Source organism: Pedobacter endophyticus, from assembly GCF_015679185.1.
Classification (GTDB): Bacteria; Bacteroidota; Bacteroidia; order Sphingobacteriales; family Sphingobacteriaceae; genus Pedobacter; species Pedobacter endophyticus.
This window is the reverse complement of record NZ_CP064939.1, coordinates 2,779,772-2,797,555: the sequence shown is the minus strand read 5'-3', so window position 1 is coordinate 2,797,555 and position 17,784 is coordinate 2,779,772. Positions and strand designations below refer to the sequence as shown.

Sequence of the window (17,784 nt, the reverse complement as noted above, 5' to 3'; positions counted from 1 at the left end):
GGGTGACATTGGACCGCTCAGGGTGACAGTTGATATGATGGTTCATTTATATCCACGATTTTTTCTTCTAGTTGTCAGGCTGAGCGGAGTCGAAGCCCTTTTCAATGCTCTTTCTGCGAGTTATGATTGACGTGATTTGGTAATCGATTGAATTACAGATTTGCCCTTCGACTCCGCTCAGGGTGACAGTGGACCGCTCAGGGTGACAATTGATATGATGGTTCATTATATCCACAATATTTTTTCTTCTTGTTATCAGGCAGAGCGGAGTCGAAGCCCGTTTCAACGTTCCTTCAGCAAGTTATGATTAACGTGTTTTGGTAATCGATTGAATTGTAGATTTGCCCTTCGACTCCGCTCAGGGTGGCAGTTGATATGATGGTTCATTACATCCACGATATTTTTTCTTCTTGTTAACAGGCTGAGCGGAGTCGAAGCCCGTTTCAACGTTCCTTCAGCAAGTTATGATTAACGTGATTTGGTAATTGATTGAACTGTAGACTTGCCCTTCGACTCCGCTCAGGGTGACAGTGGACCGCTCAGGGTGACAATTGATATGATGGTTCATTTATATCCTTGATATTTTTTTCCCTAGTTGTCAGGCTGAGCGGAGTCGAAGCCCGTTTCAACGTTCCTTCAGCGAGTTTTGATTGACGTGTTTTGGCAATCGATTGAATTATGGATTTGCCCTTCTTCTCCGCTCAGGGTGACAGTGGACCGCTCAGGGTGACAATTGATATGATGGTTCATTTATATCCTTGATATTTTTTTTCCTAGTTGTCAGGCTGAGCGGAGTCGAAGCCCGTTCAACGCTCTTTCTGCGAGTTATGATTGACGTGTTTTGGTAATCGATTGAATTATGGATTTTCCCTTCGACTCCGCTCAGGGTGACATTGGACCGCTCAGGGTGACAATTGATGTGATGCGTCATTACACCCACGATATTTTTTTTCTGGTTGTCAGGCAGAGCGGAGTCGAAGCCCGTTTCAACGCTCCTTCAGCGAGTTATGATTGACGTGTTTTGATAATTGATTGAATTACAGATTTGCCCTTCGACTCCGCTCAGGGTGACATTGGACCGCTCAGGGTGACAATTGATGTGATGCGTCATTACACCCACGATATTTTTTTCCTGGTTGTCAGGCAGAGCGGAGTCGAAGTCCGTTTCAACGTTCCTTCAGCGAGTTATGATTGACGTGATTTTGTAATCTATTGAATTATGGATTTGCCCTTCGACTCCGCTCAGGGTGACAGTGGACCGCTCAGGGTGACAGTTGATATGATAGTTCATTTATATCCACGTATTTTTTTCCTAGTTGTCAGGCTGAGCGGAGTCGAAGCCCCTCCGAGCAAAAATCTTCGCTCTATATTTCTTAATATAGTTATAATCGATATATTTGAAAATATAAATAAATTATACCTATATGACGTTGGTTCAGCTGGAATATATTGTTGCCGTAGATACTTATAGAAGTTTTGTTACCGCCGCCGACAAGTGCTTTGTTACCCAACCAACATTGAGCATGCAAGTGCAAAAACTGGAGGAATTGCTGAGCGTAAAAATCTTCGACAGAAGCAAGCAGCCCGTTACACCTACAGAAATTGGCAGTCAGATTATTGCTCAGGCCCGGATTATATTGCAAGAAAGCGCAAAGGTAAAAGAGCTGATAAACAGCCAGCAACAAGATATTTTGGGCGAATTGCGCATTGGTGTAATCCCAACCGTAGCGCCGTATTTGTTGCCCCAGGTAATTTCTGCAATGCTCGAAAAATATCCGGACTTAAAGCTGTTAATTTGGGAATATACCACTGAAGATATTGTTCAGCATTTAAAAACCGGCGTGCTCGATTGCGGAATACTGGCCACGCCGCTAACAGATTCGAACATTGCTGAAACACCGCTTTACTACGAAAATTTTGTGAGCTACATTAGCAAAAACAGTAAGCTCTACAAAAAGAAATCGGTTGATGCCGAAGACCTCAACGGCGAAAATATTTGGTTGCTTAATGAGGGGCACTGCATGCGAAACCAGGTGTTGAACATTTGCCGATCGACGAAGAACAATCGTTTACAGGGGCTGGAATACAATACGGGAAGTGTAGAAACCCTGGTTCGGATGGTCGATTTAAATGGTGGAGCAACACTTTTGCCCGAGCTGGCCATTGCCGAATTAAGCGCAAAGCAGGCAGGGAAAATCCGCTATTTCAAATCGCCCGAACCTGTTCGCGAAATTAGTTTGGTTACGCATAAAAATTTCATCAAAATGAGAATGTTGAACGCCTTAAGAGATGAAATTCTTTCGATTATACCAAAAACAATGAAACAAAAGAAGAAAAAGGATATTGTAGGCATATGAACATTTTAATGGTTTGTTTGGGTAATATTTGTCGCTCTCCACTCGCCGAAGGCATCATGCGACACCTGGTGAATGAAAGAAACCTTAACTGGAAGATTGCTTCCGCAGGAACCGGAAACTGGCATATTGGCAAAGCGCCCGATGCCCGAAGTGTTATTGCTGCCAGTGCTTTGGGTTACGACATTAGCCGCCAAAGGGCGCAACAGTTCGTATCGGCAATGTTTGCCGATTACGATCTGATTCTGGTAATGGATAAGAACAATTTGAAAGATGTTCAAGCCCTCGCAACAACAGATAACGACCGCAAAAAAGTGCGACTTTTTTTAGATAACGATGAAGTTACAGATCCGTATTGGGATAGTGGGCTGTTTGCGCCAGTATGTAAACAGGTTGAACAAAGATGTTTCGAAATTATCGAGCAACTTTCTTAGTTTTATGTATCCATTTAAACAATCGCAATTGACTACATTTGCCTACTAACCAAAACCGATATGAAAAAGCGCCATTTTCTTTGCTTATTGTCTTTCTTGATCTTCTCGCTACAGAGCCATGCCTGGATAAAGAACAACCCAAAAATTCTTGTTTTCTCGAAAACCAAAGGGTTTAGGCATGCATCTATCGGCGCAGGCAAAGCCGCAATTATGAAGCTCGGATTGTCAAATCATTTTGATGTAGATACGACAGAAAACGCAACAGCATTTACCGAAGAAAACCTGAAAAAATATACGGTGGTGGTTTTTTTGAGCACAACAGGCGATGTGTTAGACAACGCCCAACAAGTTGCTTTTGAAAGATATATTCAGGCCGGCGGCGCCTATGTTGGCATACATGCAGCGACTGATACGGAATACGATTGGCCCTGGTATGGAAAATTGGCCGGTGCTTATTTTACGAGTCACCCGGCTGTGCAAGAGGCCAGGTTTATTGTTAAAGATAAAAAGCATCCATCAACCAAATTCTTAACTGATTCTATCTGGATGCACAAAGACGAATTATACAATTTCAAGAATATCAATCCCGATATCCACGTTTTAATCTCCATCGATGAAACCTCGTACAAAGGCGGCACCAACGGAAACTTTCATCCGTTCAGCTGGTACCATAGCTTCGATGGCGGAAGGGCTTTTTATACCTCAATGGGGCATACCGACCAAACCTGGAGCGATGAAAAGTTTTTGAAACACCTGCTGGGAGGGATAGAATATGCCATTGGCAAGCAAAAGAAACTGGATTACTCCAAAGCGCACTCCACATTGTAACTTAACATGAGGCCGTTTGTTAACGCATCTGATTATGAAGTGTTTTCTTACAGGCTTTGCCAAAAACAATTTTCTCTCGCTCAATATTAATTGGTTTGTCTGTCAACCGCCGAATGGTAGCCCCGCTATTGTTCAGCCGCTGCTTTACTGCTTGGGTGTAGGTGGCGAGATGGCCTTTGCATTGATTAAATAAATATAGTTTAACATACAGAAACAAGCAATTGCGCCAAAGGTATGCCATAAAAAATGAGTTCCAACGCTAAGCAGCTCGAACTTGTCGGCAATGCGAAAAGTTAAGGCAAAAACGAATGCCAACAGTGCTAGTCCAACCCATTTACCGTTTTGCCATTGCGTTTTAATTAAATAACCCAATACAGGGAAAAGCACAATAGCAGCCATTAACGCGTAGTTGATGTTAATGAAGATCTGAATGTCGCCGCCTGAGAAAAATTTTCTGATAAACAATTGAAAAACCGCGTAGACCGCGATAACCATGGCCGCGAAATACCACCGTGTAATTTTTGCCAAAAAGTAAACTCCAGCCGAAATACATAGCACCATGATGGGCATCCAATCCATCATAATAAAAATGGGCCAGCGCCTGAAACCATGATAGGTTGTGCCGCCAATTCCTCCGATGTAAAGCACAACCAAGGATGCGCTCAAAAAGTGGTGGCATTTAAAATTTCCCCAAAGTTTAACCGTCCAGTAAACGGCAATAAGCAAAAAGAAGCAACTGGTTATGGTGTTTAACGGCTCCGGAAATAAATAATTGAGGTTGGTTTCGGCGTAAACAGTGCCGCCATCAGGGGGAGTTTGCAACAAAGCGTTCATCAAGCTAAAACATCCAATGCGCTTTAATGTTTGTAGCATTCACCGCAAGTAAAGGTTTTTTTGGTCGCATCAATAGCGTTTCCAATTTTGATATGCCCGCCAGTTTGTTTTGATGAAAACGATAGCGAATAAGGTTTTAAATAAAATGACAAACCTTTTGTATCATAGTCTGTTTAAATAATACATCAAAATCTATAAAAAATATGAAATCTACAACAGCAACTACAGAGGTTTTAAATGACCTAGTTCAAATTAATAACGACCGTATTGAAGGTTATGAAAAAGCACGTAAAGAATTAACAGATAGCGACGCTGATTTAAAATCGTTGTTTTTAAATATGATCGAAGAGAGTCAGAAATATAAAATGGCCTTAGCTACTGAAATAGCAGCTTTGGGCGAGGATATTGATACAGGAACTACAAACTCTGGTAAAATTTACCGTGCATGGATGGATGTTAAGGCATTGTTTACAGGCCACGATCGCCAAACGGTATTAAATAATTGCGAATTCGGTGAAGACGCAGCACAGAATGCTTATAAAATGGCTTTAGAAGATGAAGATTTACCTTCGCACTTGAGAACATTGATTTCTGAGCAAAAAGCATTATTGAGAACGTCGCACGACGAAATTAAGAGATTACGCGATTCTCAAGCGTAAGTTTAGCTTTAGTCATAAATGAGAAACCCTTTTGATGTGAAGATCAAGAGGGTTTTTTGTTGCTATGTGACTTCAACTATTATGCAGTCAATGTTTTTCACTTCGATTTCGGTAATGTAGGAGAACGCCCAGGTGCTATCTATAAACGGCACCAGTATAGGGTTTTCGTCTAAGAGGTAAATAAAGCAATTCGTATCTACAACATACTTAATTCCACTCACCTCTTATTTCTTCTTGGTATTCGACACCATCGCCGAAAGTGTTTTTCAGCTTGCCGTAAAAATCTGCCAACTTAGTTTTTTTAGCTTGGCAGTCTTCGAGTTTTTTCAGGGCCTCTTTTACTTTTCTCTGGTCGATTTTCTTATCAATCACGATTACCATAACTATAGATTTACATTACAACATAAATATACAAGAATTTTTAAGATTTTTTCAACGTAAAAATCGTGATCTCAGGCAAAATGCCGACTCTGCCCGGATAGCCCAAAAAGCCATAGCCTACATTAACATAAAGCTGTTGGTGCTGTTCGTGATACAACCCCGCCCATTCTTTATAAATGTATTGGATCGGGCTCCACTGGTATTCTTTCAAACGAACGCCAAATTGCATTCCGTGTGTATGTCCGCTAAACATGGCATCGATTTGGGGGTACTTTTGTAGAACCTCTCCTCGCCAGTGCGAAGGGTCGTGGCTCAATAAAAGCTTTACTGGCAAATCGTCGGTATTTTGAACCGCCAGTTCCATTTTTCCATACTTCGGAAAGCGGCCCATTCCCCAATTTTCGATTCCTAATATTCCTATTTCCTCACCATCAACCTTTAAACGGCGATTTTCGTTCATCAACAAGTCGTAGCCCATCACCTTATGAACGTCGATCATATCTTTAAGATTTTTCACTTTTGCCGGCGATGATTCCTTCCCGAAATAATAATCGCCGTAATCGTGATTGCCGAGTGAAGAATAAACGCCAAGGGGAGCCTTAACTTTCGAAAATATATCCTGATAATCTCGTACTTCATTAGTGAGGTTATTCACCAAATCGCCTGTGAAAAAAACGAAATCTGGCTTCTCTTTCATTAACATTTCTACACCCCCCTTAACGGCTGTTTTGTTATAGAAACTGCCTGAATGGATATCTGAAACTTGACCCAAAGTAATCCCGTCAAACGCTTTTGGAAGATTTGGAAGTATTAAGTTTACACGCCTCACCTGATAATCGTAGGCACCGGAAATAATGCCCCAGCTAAGCGATGTTAGCGGAACGGCTGCGGCAACCAGGCCCGCCTTTACCAAAAACTCAGAACGCGAAATCGGTTCGGCCTCGGTAATGGGTTGATCTTTAGTAACTCGCTTTCTCCTGAAAATTTTGATCGATAATCGGCGTAAATCGTCTAAAATCAAGAACGGCAACATCGCTATTTTGCAGGCAACGGTTAAAAAGAATGCCACTAAAATAATGGCTCTTAAAGTGAGGAAGAGGTTCAGGTAAATGCCGGCAAATACACCCACAATCAGGAGTATGCTGTAGCTCCAATAAAGGATGGCGAAGACTTTTTTGGTTCGCGGCTTCCACTTAAATACGGCAATAATGGCCCGGTAAAAATAAATATCGAAAGCCGTAATGAGGATACAGGCGGCAATAATAAACGGTAATCTTCCCATGAAAAAGTTTTATAAAATAAAAAAGCTTTGATCTTCTTTCCTGTTAAAAAGAATTAATCAAAGCTATAAAAAATGCACAATTAAAATTTATCTAAAGTCGTCTTCGTCTTCCTCATCAAACTCGGCGTTGAACAAACTACCGAACATGTCAGAAAAGCCAAACCCACCGTTAAGGTAGTTTTTGCTGAGCTGAGAATATTCTGCTAACCCGTGTAATACGAACTCCATCAGCAGCAGCGTTTGGTTTTCGCTCAACTTCGCGTGAAATTTTTTCACCGTATCGTACAAGCTTGGCACAAGCATTAATGCCCTTTTGTATTGCGCATTGGTTAACGTATCGGTTACATCTACGTTGTGTCCTTCGGTAAACCATTCTGTAATTTCCGAATAAGGGTTTGCGTTTTTGGATTTCTTGGCCTTTTCCGGGTCAGGAAAATAACGGGCAAACAGCGTTTTTACAGCCTTGCCAATTAACGTGGTGGCTACATGTGCAGGTCCTTCCAATTCGCCCTCGTAAACGAGTTCAATTTTTCCTGTTATTGCAGGAATGATTCCCGCAAGGTCTGATAAGCGGACGAATGTATTTTTTTCGCCGGATATGAGCATTCTGCGCTCAGCTGTGCTGATTAAATTTTCGTAGGCAGATATGGTCAACCTTGCCGAAACGCCTGATTTTTGATCGATGTATTCACTTTTTCGAGCTTCGAATGCAATTTGCTCTACTAAATCCTTAACCAAACCGTCGGCCTCAATGTTGGCACGCTGTTCGGCGGTAAGCTTGGCCTCCTGAAAAGTGATTTTGCGAGAAATCTCGATGCTCTTCGGATAGTGTGTTAAAATTTGGCTTTCAATCCTGTCTTTCAATGGCGTTACAATGCTTCCCCGATTGGTATAATCTTCAGGGTTTGCAGTAAACACAAATTGAATATCGAGTGGCAAACGCAACTTAAATCCGCGGATTTGAATATCTTTCTCTTGTAGCATGTTAAATAGCGCTACTTGTATGCGGGCCTGCAAATCGGGCAACTCATTGATAACGAAAATACTGCGGTGTGCCCTCGGAATCAGTCCAAAGTGGATCACGCGTTCATCATTATAAGTAAGTTTTAAGGTAGCCGCCTTAATCGGATCTACGTCGCCAATTAAATCAGCAACCGTAACATCGGGTGTCGCCAGTTTTTCGGTGTAGCGTTCGCTGCGGTGAAGCCATGCAATTTCGGTATCGTCGCCCTTTGTAGCAATTTCGTTCTTTGCATACCATGAAATTGGGTTCAGCGGATCATCGAAGATTTCGCTTCCGGCAACGTAAGGAACGTACTCATCCAACAAGTTCACCATTAAACGGGCAATTCGTGTTTTTGCCTGACCGCGTAAACCCAAAAGTAAAATGTTGTGGCGAGACAGAATGGCGGTTTGCAGCTCAGGAATTACAGTTTCATCATAACCGATAATTCCCTCAAATTCTGTCTTTTTACTGCTGAGCACATTAATCAGGTTTTCCCGAAGCTCTTCTTTAACACTTCTTGATTTATAATTTGTTGCCTTTAACTGGCCTAACGTTGTGTTTTGCATTCTTCAAGTGGGGGTTAAGGTGTGTAGCTTATTCGATTATGTCGGACGAAGATTCAATTGCCCGTTTACCGAAAAGCCTCCTTGTTTTAGTTTTTTATTTGGCTGTGGTTGCGACTGTAGGCTTTTACTTTCACCCGCACGTTCAACCTATGTATTTTTCAATTTTTTCATAAACTCGCCAATAGCTGGCTGCACTTCCTTAAAAAGATCATTACTTCTGTTTTTGAGCATCACTTCGGTAAACATTTTTAAGCCAATTGCAAATTCCGCTGCCTCGTTTTCGTTATCGAAGATGGCCTTACTTTTTACAGCTTTTATAATGTTAAACAGGTTATCGTGATTATCGAATTCAAGCATTATCGGATCGTTTTTTGCGTCGCTATCTTTCGCTAACGAAATCTCCTCTAAGGTTAGTTTATATTTATTCGTGCGTTTCTCCATATTATTTCAGTCTACTCCGTGAGTTGCTCACGGTGTACTTTCTCTCGTGTAAGCGTTGTCATGGTTCAATTCACCCATTTTAAACCTGCGATTATTTAACCGTTTTCCTTCTGTTTTTAATGTAATCTTCAAAGATGTATTCGCCTAAACCATTCAGCGAACTGTAAAACGCCCGTCCGCCATTAATTTCGGTAAACTGACGTACAAATTGCTGCAAATAGGGGTCTTTGGCGATCATGAAAGTAGTGATTGGAATTTTTAGTCGCTTGCATTGCGCCGCCATATTCAGCGTTTTGTTAATCACTTTTCGATCGAGGCCCATGCTGTTTTTATAGTACTTGCCGTTTTCTTTTAAACAGGTAGGTTTTCCATCGGTGATCATAAAAATCTGCTTATTGTGCGTTTTTCTTCGGCGAAGCAGATCGGTCGCTAATTCAAGGCCGGCAAAAGTATTGGTGTGGTAGGGGCCAACCTGCAAATAAGGCAAATCCTTAACGGTAATTGGCCAGGCATCGTTTCCAAAAACAACAATATCAAGCGTGTCTTTTGGGTATTTTGTCTTGATTAATTCGGCCAGCGCCATCGCCACTTTCTTTGCTGGCGTAATGCGGTCTTCACCATATAAAATCATCGAATGCGAAATATCGATCATCAGCACTGTAGACGTTAACGTTTTAAAGTCCTTTTCTTCAACTTCCAAATCCCTGTCCGTCAGCGTGAAATCGCCAATACCGTGGTTTATCTGTGCATTTTGGATAGAGGCCGTCATGTCGATCTGGTCTAAACTATCGCCGAAATTATATTCACGCCTGTCGGCATTCTTTTCTTCGCCGATGCCGGATTGATTACTGTTGTGGTTGCCCCGACCAGACTTTTTAAGTTTACCAAAAATCTCATCCAAAGCCGATTTACGAATGGTTTGCTCTGCTTTAGCGGTAATTTTAATTTCGCCCGACTGGTTATCTTCAGTTAAATAACCGCGTTCTTTCAAGTCGTCGATGAAATTGCCAATGCCATAATCGTTATTGGTAAGCTGATATTGTTTATCGAGCTCGTTGAGCCAGCTCAAAGCTTCTGATGCATCGCCTGCAGTGTAATTTAGCAGCTCGCTAAATAACTTAAGCAACTCATCAAACCCTCCCTGTGGCGTATCGCCGGGCTTATAATCAGAAAAACGAAAACCTCTCATGTAATAATAGTAACGGATTATTAAAGATAAATGTTTCGATTGGCATTAATTTAAGCGTGGTGTCATAATTCGAATGGCTGCGGGATAATTTGAGCATGAGAAAAACTGTCGGTTTGTAAACCAATGGAAACAATCGGGAAGTCATCCGATGAGTTATATTGCAATGGCTAGTTATTCATCGGATGACTAGCCATTGGAATGTTTTTTTAACGCAACGGCCATTATGCTAAATGCCGAAAATATTTATCTTAGCGATGTGGAAAAGGTGAAAGTTTTAGCGCAGTATATGCCCGAACAGGCGGCGCCGCTAATTGCGAAATGGATAGATTATTTTCAGTGCGAATTTAAGATTGCGAAGACGCGTGCTACTAAACTTGGCGATTACCGCCATCCATATCGCGATAAAGGCCATCGGATTTCCGTGAATTTTAACCTTAATCATTATGCTTTTTTGGTGACGACCGTACACGAATTTGCGCATTTGTTAACCTGGAATGATTTTAAAAACAAGGTTAAGCCGCATGGTACGGAATGGAAAAAGAACTTTCAACGGATGATGGTTCCGTTTTTCGACATGAACGTTTTTCCTGATGATGTGCATAAGGCAATAGATAATTATATGTCGAATCCTGCAGCCTCCAGCTGCTCTGATTTGCACTTGTCTCGAGCGTTGAAAAAATACGATTCTGATAAAACGGAGACTTTACATTTGGAGCAGTTGCCAAATAACACCACGTTTAAGATCAAAGATGGGCGTCGGTTTACTAAAGGCGAGCGAATTAGAAAACGCTATCGTTGTGTTTGCCTGGATGATAAGCGGATCTATCTTTTTAATCCGCTCGCAGAGGTTTTTGTTTTGGAGTAGGTGAAAATTGCGATTCCAAATAACAAACTAATTGGTTAATTTTCGCACTACTCTTGGCTTACTCATTGCCCACGTTTCAGCAGTGGTTTGTTATCGTCAAGTATTCCATAGGCTACAGATTCTTCGCTGCGCTCAGCATGACACCGAGATTGTAGCTAGGGGGCTGGATAAAAGCGCTGTCATGCTGAGGTACGAAGCATCCCTTACCTATCTCGCACTACGCTTGGCTTACCCATTGCCCCCCGTTTCAGCAGTGGTTTGTTATCGTCAAGTATTCCATAGGCTCCAGATTCTTCGCTGCGCTCAGAATGACAATGGCGGGCGAATGACAAGTTATTAAACAAACTCGAACTTTTCTCCATCGAACAGACCCTTATCGCTCAATTTTAAATGTGGGATAACCAATAATGCCATAAAAGAAAGTGTCATGAAGGGAGCGAGCAAAGTTGAGCCCAGTTCCTTTGCAAACCGATCGATTGAAGTATAGCGTTTGGCAACATCGTAGCCGTTTTCATTGCTCATTAATCCGGCAACGGGCAAGGGCAAAACGTCTTCCTTTTCGTTTCCAACAGCGGCGATGCCGCCGGCTTCGGCAATAACAAGGTTTACGGCGTCGCAAATGCTTTGGTCGTTTACACCAACAGCGATGATATTGTGGCTATCGTGGGCCACGCTCGAGGCAATGGCGCCAGTTTGCAAACCAAAGTTCCTAACGAAAGACACTGCAATGGGAGCGTCTTTGTAGCGGTTAACGACAACCATTTTTAAAATATCATGGTCAACATCGCTTACTATATTTTTGCCTTCAATTTTTGGCGCTCCCGAGCTCCGGTTCGTAATCAATTGACCGTCCAAAGCTTCTATTACTTGAATTGTTTCCTGCCCGAGAAATGGGTAAGCAAAGTCTTCAGCCTTTTTGACGCGGCAATTAAAGTGATTAACCAATTGCTCATTGGTGGTATGTTTTAGCCAATCGCCAACAACTTTCCCGTTTTCTGCAAGTAACTTTCCATCGATGTAAGTTTGTATTACTTTAAATTCCTTCAGATCTTCTACCACAATAAAATCGGCAAAGTCGCCGGGTTTAAGGGTCCCAACATCTAATTTGTAATGATTGACAGGATTTATGCAAGCGGCTTGCAATACGTTGAAAACATCGATTCCCTTGGCTACAGCGCGTGCGCAAAGTGCGTTAATGTGGCTTTCGACCAAGCTGTCGGGGTGTTTATCGTCGCTGCAAAACATAATCATTTCTGGCCAGTCGTTTAACAGATCAATTAGGGCCTCGAAGTTTTTCGCGGCGCTTCCCTCGCGAATAAGAATCTTCATTCCGCGTTGCAACTTATCCAATGCTTCCTCGGCGGTAAAACATTCATGATCGGTCGAAATTCCGGCATCGATATATTGCTGAACCGCGTCACCGCGTAATCCGGGGGCGTGGCCATCAACAGGTTTACCCAATTCATGCGCCGCGGCAATTTTTTTCAGCACTTCCTCATCCTTATTAAGCACCCCTGGGAAATTCATCATTTCGCTCAAGTACTTAATTTGCGGGCGCTCCAACAATGCTTTTACATCGTTATGGTTCAATTCTGCACCAGAGGTTTCAAAAATTGTTGCCGGTACACAGCTCGGTGCACCAAAATTAAACTTAAAGGGAACGGTTTCGCCATTCCCGATCATGTAGGTTACGCCGTCCATGCCGCAAACATTGGCTATTTCGTGCGGATCGCTCACCGTAGCAACGGTACCATGCACAATGGCCAGCCTTGCAAATTCACTCGGAATAAGCATGCTACTTTCAATGTGAACATGGCTATCGATGAAACCGGGTAAAATGAAAGGCGCATCTTTTGGTTCGGAAATCCGATTTAATGCCTTAATTATGCCATTTTCGACCTCAACTTCGCCAAAGAAGATGTTTCGGTTGGCGATGTCTACTATATTTCCCGCGATTTTCATTTCTGTGCTTAACTGGTTAATTGTTCGAAACGGTTAATGAGTTCATTTGATTGGACGCTAAACTACAGTTAACCAGTTTTATAATTTCGACGTTAACTATTGTTTAATATTTCAATAATTTTTCAACAGTTTCTGCCAGCCTCGATTTCGCCAGAAAATTGTCTTCCAATACTTTATTCATCGGAATGGCCGTGTCTAAGCTTGCGCAGCGCAGCACCGGGGCATCGAGATATTCAAAGCAATGTTCGGCAATCCAGGCCGAAATTTCGGCGCCAAAACCGTTGGTCAGCGTATCTTCGTGCAAGATTAGTACTTTTCCGGCAGATTTTACGGCCTCAGCAACCGTTTCCTTGTCCCAGGGTTGTAAAGTTCTTAAATCGATTAGTGTGGCACCACATTCGGGATGCTTTTTAATGTAATCCAATGCCCAATGAACGCCCAGGCCATAGGTTATAATTGCAAACTGATTTCCTTCGGCCAGTGTAACCGCTTTGCCAATCGCTGTGGTATAATAACCATCCGGCACTGCCGATGTCAAGCTTCTGTACAGGTATTTATGTTCGAAGTAGAGCACCGGATTGGGATCTTCAATTGCCGATAAAAGCAAGCCTTTAGCATCTTCGGGAAAAGCAGGATAAACTATTTTGAGCCCTGGCGTTTTGGTAAACCAGGCTTCGTTGCTCTGCGAATGAAAAGGGCCTGCGCCCGTACCTGCGCCAGTTGGCATTCTGATTACAACATCCGCCTTTTCGCCCCAACGGTAATGTGTTTTGGCCAAATTGTTCACAATTTGATTGAAGCCAACGGTCACAAAATCTGCAAACTGCATTTCTATAACCGCTTTATAACCATTTATGGATAGGCCCAGGCCCGCACCCACAATTGCCGATTCGCAAATTGGTGTGTTCCGAACCCTGTTATTGCCAAATTTCGCCGCAAAGCCATCGGTTATTTTAAACGCACCGCCATATTCTGCAATGTCTTGCCCCATTAGCACCAAATTTGCGTGCTGCTGCATGGCCAAATCTAATGCATCCGTAATGGCATCTAAATATCGCTTTTCGGTTGATGATGCTTGCGGTTCGGTTAACTTTTGGGTGTAAGGGAAGTACATATCGGCCTCTTCTTGTGCCGAATCGGCATCGGGTTCTTCATCTATAAAGGCATCTTCTACCTCAATTTCTATATCTTTTTTGTATTTATTTTTAATATCGACAATTATATGGGGACGTAAAATCCCTTCGTCGAGTAAGAATTGCTGGTAATTGTTCACCGGATCTTTTTTCTCCCACTCATCAAACAATTCCTGCGGAACATATTTGGTGCCCGACGCTTCTTCGTGTCCACGCATTCTGAACGTTAAGCATTCTACTAGAACGGGTCGGGGATTTTGGTGAATATCTTTTGCAATGCGATCGATGGTTTGATAAACTTCGAGAACGTTATTGCCATCTATTTGAATACCTTGAATACCATAGCCAATGGCCTTATCGACGAGATTTTTGCACTTAAATTGTTCGCTAATTGGCGTTGATAAGCCGTAACCGTTATTTTCGATGAGAAAAATGACTGGAAGATTCCAAACGGCGGCAACGTTAACTGCCTCGTGAAAGTCGCCTTCGCTTGTAGCGCCTTCGCCTGTAAAAACCAGTGTGGCTTTTTGTCTCTTTGCCAAAACATCGGCGAGTGCAATGCCATCGGCCAAGGCCAGTTGGGGACCGAGATGAGAAATCATACCGATAATCTTGAACTCCTGGGTGCCGAAGTGAAAGGAACGATCGCGGCCTTTGGTAAATCCTGAAAGCTTACCTTGCCATTGTGCCATTAATTTTTTTAAAGGAATATCGCGTGAGGTGAATACCCCGAGATTGCGGTGCATCGGCAAAATGTATTCATCGCTTTGCATCGCTAGCGTGGCTCCCACAGCAATGGCTTCTTGTCCAATACCCGAAAACCATTTACTGATTCTGCCCTGGCGTAAGAGCTTGAGCATCTTTTCTTCAACCAATCGCGGATAAAGCAGTCTTTTATATAAATTTAGTAGGAATGTTTCGTCTTTGTCGCCGTGGTTGAAGTGCATATTTTATATAATGTTTTGATTCATCTTTTCTCGAAGATCGAAGGGCCAGTGTAATGGAAAAAGCCTTCGAAACTTAAGTCTTCATCAATATCTTCCCAATGTATGCCAAAAGGTGATAAGGTGAACTTTTCTAGCGCAGATTTTGGTGCATTATTGAGATTTGGAAACCAGTTTAGTGGGTGGCTCTTGATTTCTCCGGAAGTTGTTTGGATAAAAATACGTTCATTTTCAAGCCAAACTTTAGTTACTTCAATTTCCATGATACTCATTCCATTTATTGATGATAATTTCTCTGTTTTCCTCAATTAAAGCAATTGCTAGGCTTATATCTTTGTTTTTAAGCCCTTTATTAGAAATTAATTTAACCTCTTCAACCTCAAATTTGGCTTCACCATCTGCATTTCGAACGTGTATATGAATTGGCAAGTGTTCGTTGGAGTAAAAAAAAAATCTTAATCCAAATACAATGAAAAGTGTTGGCATAACTTTTATAATACTTTAATCGCGGAATTGGTTAGTCTGAGAATGAAAGCATTTTGTATCGATCAAATATCCCTTTCCCATTCGTTTCTGCCATCAGCTACGTACTTTTGAAATTCTTGATACTCATCGTCGGTTAAGTTCAGTTTTCCTCTGAAATCCGAAGCTTTTTTTTGTGGTTCTTCTTTACGGGCTGAAGAGCCCGCAAGTTTCTTGGAAAGGCTTTCCTTTGGTTCTGTAGTCTTGTGCAAGATTTTAACAATATCCAACTCCTCTAAACCTTGTATAATCTTATAGGCTTTCTCATTAGTGATTTGCAGTAGTATGGTATTCATTTTATTTCTCCTTTTGATAGCTACTTATCAAATATACAAAATAAACCGCCTAATTAAAACCGCATTTGGTTATGAAGATAAAAAAGAATAAGGACTCCGGACTTAAGACTCCCGACTTTTTTTCAGCTCTTCCCACTGTTTAGCGAATGATTTATCGGCAACTTTCGGCATTTCCCGATATTTGCCCCAGCTCTTTTTGAAGAATGTTTTAAGCATCATGTTTTTGAATTTTCCGCCAAAAAAATCCATCCATTTGCGCTTTTGCATCATCCGGCTAAACATACCCCAGCCCAGTTCTTCAACTTTGCCGTTTTCGTGGGTTGCAGCGGCATCTCTGCGGTTAAGCAGCAACATTTTGTGTATGTCGATTTTTACGGGGCAAACTTCAGAGCATTTACCGCACAGGCTTGAAGCATAACTTAAGTGTTTAAATTCTTCCATGCCTTTAAGGTGCGGCGTGATTACCGAGCCTATAGGCCCGCTGTAGGTAGTATCGTAAGTATGGCCGCCGATATTTTTATAAACCGGACAGGCGTTTAGGCAGGCACCACAGCGAATACAATATAAACCCTGTCTTTGATCTTTTTGTGCCAGCAGATTGGTACGTCCATTATCCAAAAGGATCACATACATTTCTTCTGGTCCATCTGTTTCATTCGGCTGGCGTGGACCGCTCAAAATGGTGTTGTATACCGTTAGATTTTGTCCGGTGCCGTGCGAGGCCAGGATTGGCCAAAACAGGTCAAGATCAGCCATCGAAGGAATTATTTTTTCGATGCCAACAATGGCAATATGTATTTTCGGAAACGTTGTGCTTAAGCGGGCATTTCCTTCATTTTCGGTCACCGCTATGCTTCCGGTATCAGCAATAAGAAAGTTGCCTCCACTAATGCCGATGTCGGCATTCAGATATTTTTCTCTGAGCAACTCACGTGCCTTTTGTACCAGTTGCGGGGGGGTAGCATCTATTGGTGTTCCAAATTTTTCGTGAAACAGCTCTGCAATGTCGGTTGCGCTTAGGTGCATTGCCGGCGTAACAATGTGATACGGTGCCTGGCCGAGCAACTGAACGATATATTCGCCCAAATCGCTTTCTAAAGATTCGATTTGATTGCTTTCCAGAAATTCGTTGAGGTGAATTTCCTCCGTGGTCATCGATTTCGATTTGATAACCGTTTTTCCACCGTTTCTTTTAATGATATTAAGAATTTCCTGCTGTGCTTCTGCGGTATCGTTTGCCCAGATCACCTTTCCGCCGCGGCGTTGGAAGTTAGACTCGAACTCAGGCAAAAACTTATCGAGATTTTCCATTACACGCCATTTAATTACGTGCGCCTTCTTTTTTGATGCCTCTAAATTTTCAAATTTAGATAATCCCCTTTCTACAGCCGTGTTGTATTTCCCAATATTAAAATTTATGGTTTTACGATGCGGCAAATCAAAAGCTTTCTCATCAGATTTCTCTAAAAATTTCTCGGCAGTTTTCATTAATAGTATCTTTTTAAAGGATAACGGTTATTAGCTTATTAAATTTCAGCTAATTTGTAGAAAACCAAAGATAGGAAACCGTATTGAGTTTATCTGTAGAAAAGCAAAATGTGAGAAATAGATTGTTTATGGATTTACTGCCAAATTACTTTTGGCTTTTCAATTTGATTCTAACTTTAACCTATTGCGTGAAAATCGATATGGAATGATGTAGCATATGGAGGGGTTAAATTCGCTGTCATCCTGAGGAGTAATTTATTGCATAAAATCAATATCAATGACGTAAATTATTCTTGCCGTCATTCCCGCGCAGGCGGGAATCTTAAAGCGTTGCGCTATTTCTTTGCATTAAGATTCCCTACCGATAACTATCGGTACAAGCTGGGAATGACGACCGTTCATGTAGTATCTTATAAAACAGCATGTTGCAAAACACGTCAATGGTAGGCACGAAGGATCAGCAAGTAGAGTAATGCAAATGCCAACAAACCACTGCCCAAAAGGCAACTTGGCCAGGAGCAGTAAGAAATGCTTCGTTTCTGTGATGACAGACGTTGAATCACATTGAGTCTAATCCTATCTTTAGTAGCATAACTGAAG

Annotated in this window: 17 protein-coding genes; 5 read left to right on the top strand and 12 right to left on the bottom strand. The window is 42.0% G+C overall.

Annotation, left to right across the window (positions count from 1 at the left end; genetic code table 11):
* The first annotated feature begins 1,424 nt into the window (after positions 1-1,424).
* Genes IZT61_RS11325 through IZT61_RS11315 form a run of 3 tightly spaced genes read left to right on the top strand, consistent with a single transcriptional unit; the run spans position 1,425 to position 3,616 of the window.
* Complete coding sequence (locus tag IZT61_RS11325; protein ID WP_196097020.1) at positions 1,425-2,357, top strand: hydrogen peroxide-inducible genes activator; 933 nt, start codon at positions 1,425-1,427, stop codon at positions 2,355-2,357.
* Positions 2,354-2,788, top strand: coding sequence for a low molecular weight protein-tyrosine-phosphatase (locus IZT61_RS11320; RefSeq protein ID WP_196097019.1), 435 nt, complete (start codon positions 2,354-2,356; stop codon positions 2,786-2,788). The genes IZT61_RS11325 and IZT61_RS11320 overlap by 4 nt, the downstream gene beginning before the upstream one ends.
* Positions 2,789-2,848: 60 nt before the next feature.
* Positions 2,849-3,616 (top strand): ThuA domain-containing protein, encoded by a 768-nt coding sequence (locus tag IZT61_RS11315; RefSeq protein WP_196097018.1) that lies wholly within the window; start codon positions 2,849-2,851, stop codon positions 3,614-3,616.
* A gap of 144 nt (positions 3,617-3,760) precedes the next feature.
* Here the strand turns inward: IZT61_RS11315 and IZT61_RS11310 are convergent, their stop codons facing one another.
* Positions 3,761-4,489, bottom strand: coding sequence for a hypothetical protein (locus IZT61_RS11310; protein ID WP_230383618.1), 729 nt, complete (start codon positions 4,487-4,489; stop codon positions 3,761-3,763).
* 164 nt (positions 4,490-4,653) lie between these two features.
* On the opposite strand from IZT61_RS11310, the gene IZT61_RS11305 reads away from it, so the two are divergent.
* Positions 4,654-5,109 carry a ferritin-like domain-containing protein gene (locus IZT61_RS11305; RefSeq protein ID WP_196097017.1) on the top strand — a complete coding sequence of 152 codons (456 nt, stop codon included), beginning with the start codon at positions 4,654-4,656 and terminating at the stop codon, positions 5,107-5,109.
* Positions 5,110-5,316: 207 nt separating this feature from the next.
* Here the strand turns inward: IZT61_RS11305 and IZT61_RS11300 are convergent, their stop codons facing one another.
* The 5 genes from IZT61_RS11300 to IZT61_RS11280 all read right to left on the bottom strand — a co-directional run bounded on the left by IZT61_RS11300 (position 5,317) and on the right by IZT61_RS11280 (position 9,974).
* On the bottom strand, positions 5,317-5,490 hold the full coding sequence (locus IZT61_RS11300) for a hypothetical protein (RefSeq protein ID WP_196097016.1): 174 nt from the start codon (positions 5,488-5,490) through the stop codon (positions 5,317-5,319).
* Between the two features lie 40 nt (positions 5,491-5,530).
* Positions 5,531-6,772 (bottom strand): metallophosphoesterase, encoded by a 1,242-nt coding sequence (locus IZT61_RS11295; RefSeq protein ID WP_196097015.1) that lies wholly within the window; start codon positions 6,770-6,772, stop codon positions 5,531-5,533.
* 87 nt (positions 6,773-6,859) lie between these two features.
* A complete protein-coding gene (locus IZT61_RS11290) occupies positions 6,860-8,344 on the bottom strand; it encodes a P-loop NTPase family protein (RefSeq protein ID WP_196097014.1) in 1,485 nt (494 codons plus the stop codon).
* 147 nt (positions 8,345-8,491) lie between these two features.
* A complete protein-coding gene (locus IZT61_RS11285) occupies positions 8,492-8,785 on the bottom strand; it encodes a DUF3861 domain-containing protein (protein WP_196097013.1) in 294 nt (97 codons plus the stop codon).
* A gap of 91 nt (positions 8,786-8,876) precedes the next feature.
* Positions 8,877-9,974, bottom strand: coding sequence for a vWA domain-containing protein (locus tag IZT61_RS11280; protein WP_196097012.1), 1,098 nt, complete (start codon positions 9,972-9,974; stop codon positions 8,877-8,879).
* 223 nt (positions 9,975-10,197) lie between these two features.
* Between IZT61_RS11280 and IZT61_RS11275 the strand changes: the two genes are divergently transcribed.
* The gene (locus IZT61_RS11275; protein ID WP_230383617.1) at positions 10,198-10,839 is read left to right on the top strand and encodes a SprT-like domain-containing protein; all 642 of its coding nucleotides are present in this window, start codon (positions 10,198-10,200) and stop codon (positions 10,837-10,839) included.
* Positions 10,840-11,175: 336 nt separating this feature from the next.
* Here the strand turns inward: IZT61_RS11275 and ade are convergent, their stop codons facing one another.
* The 6 genes from ade to IZT61_RS11245 all read right to left on the bottom strand — a co-directional run bounded on the left by ade (position 11,176) and on the right by IZT61_RS11245 (position 17,184).
* The gene (gene ade / locus IZT61_RS11270) at positions 11,176-12,801 is read right to left on the bottom strand and encodes an adenine deaminase (RefSeq protein ID WP_196097011.1); all 1,626 of its coding nucleotides are present in this window, start codon (positions 12,799-12,801) and stop codon (positions 11,176-11,178) included.
* A gap of 103 nt (positions 12,802-12,904) precedes the next feature.
* Entirely contained in the window at positions 12,905-14,881 is a 1,977-nt protein-coding gene (locus IZT61_RS11265) for an alpha-ketoacid dehydrogenase subunit alpha/beta (protein ID WP_196097010.1), read from the bottom strand.
* A 20-nt stretch (positions 14,882-14,901) separates the two neighbouring features.
* Positions 14,902-15,141, bottom strand: coding sequence for a DUF2442 domain-containing protein (locus tag IZT61_RS11260; RefSeq protein ID WP_196097009.1), 240 nt, complete (start codon positions 15,139-15,141; stop codon positions 14,902-14,904).
* Entirely contained in the window at positions 15,131-15,364 is a 234-nt protein-coding gene (locus IZT61_RS11255) for a DUF4160 domain-containing protein (RefSeq protein WP_196097008.1), read from the bottom strand. The genes IZT61_RS11260 and IZT61_RS11255 overlap by 11 nt, the downstream gene beginning before the upstream one ends.
* A 62-nt stretch (positions 15,365-15,426) precedes the next feature.
* Positions 15,427-15,696, bottom strand: coding sequence for a hypothetical protein (locus IZT61_RS11250; protein WP_196097007.1), 270 nt, complete (start codon positions 15,694-15,696; stop codon positions 15,427-15,429).
* A gap of 102 nt (positions 15,697-15,798) precedes the next feature.
* Positions 15,799-17,184, bottom strand: coding sequence for a LutB/LldF family L-lactate oxidation iron-sulfur protein (locus tag IZT61_RS11245; RefSeq protein WP_196097006.1), 1,386 nt, complete (start codon positions 17,182-17,184; stop codon positions 15,799-15,801).
* Positions 17,185-17,784: the final 600 nt, after the last annotated feature.